Source organism: Xenorhabdus budapestensis, assembly GCF_002632465.1.
In the GTDB taxonomy this organism is placed as follows: domain Bacteria; phylum Pseudomonadota; class Gammaproteobacteria; order Enterobacterales; family Enterobacteriaceae; genus Xenorhabdus; species Xenorhabdus budapestensis.
Genome location: NZ_NIBS01000125.1, coordinates 1 through 740, shown reverse-complemented (window position 1 = coordinate 740; position 740 = coordinate 1). Strand labels below are relative to the sequence as shown.

At 50.7% G+C, this 740-nt stretch carries 1 pseudogene; it reads left to right on the top strand.

Annotated features, from left to right (window positions below):
• Window positions 1-740, top strand: a pseudogene (locus Xbud_RS19215) (P-loop NTPase family protein); the annotation flags it as partial.

Sequence of the window (740 nt, the reverse complement as noted above, 5' to 3'; positions counted from 1 at the left end):
TGTCGCCCGTGCTTTAGTTGCCCTGGGACACCGGCCGGATTACACGCTTATCACACGTTACGTCAATAATATCAGTGAGCTGTATCAACTCTATGCGACTAAAATGATGACAGACAGGCAGCCTGCACTGCTGGAACAAATCAACCAGTCCCTCGGCCAGTTGAAAGAAAAAGATATCCCGCGCAATATGCAGGGACAACCGGATGCACTCAGACTCTGGGCGATGGAGGTCACGCTGAGTTCAAAAGCGGGTAAACAACTCTATGACCCGATTCTGGACGGATTACGCTCTGCTGTGCGTTATGACCGCACCTATTTTGATAAAATTGTCGCCTCTTTGCTGCCCCTGTTGGAAAAGCTGACCACCGGAAAAATTTCAGAACTGCTCTCGCCGGATTATTTCAATATGGCAGATCTGCGCCCTATCTTCGACTGGGAACAGGCGATCCGCAAAAACGGCATTGTTTATATCGGCCTGGATGCGCTGTCTGACAGCGATGTGGCTTCGGCAGTGGGCAACAGCATGTTTGCGGATTTGGTCAGTGTCGCCGGGCAGATTTATAAATACGGCATGAATGCGGGTTTGCCGGTGCGTCAGGACGGAAAACTGGCGATTAACCTGCATTGTGACGAATTCAATAAGCTGATGGGGGATGAATTTATCCCGTTGATCAACAAAGGCGGCGGTGCGGGCATGCAGGTTACCGCCTATACACAAACTTCATCGGATATTGAGGCCC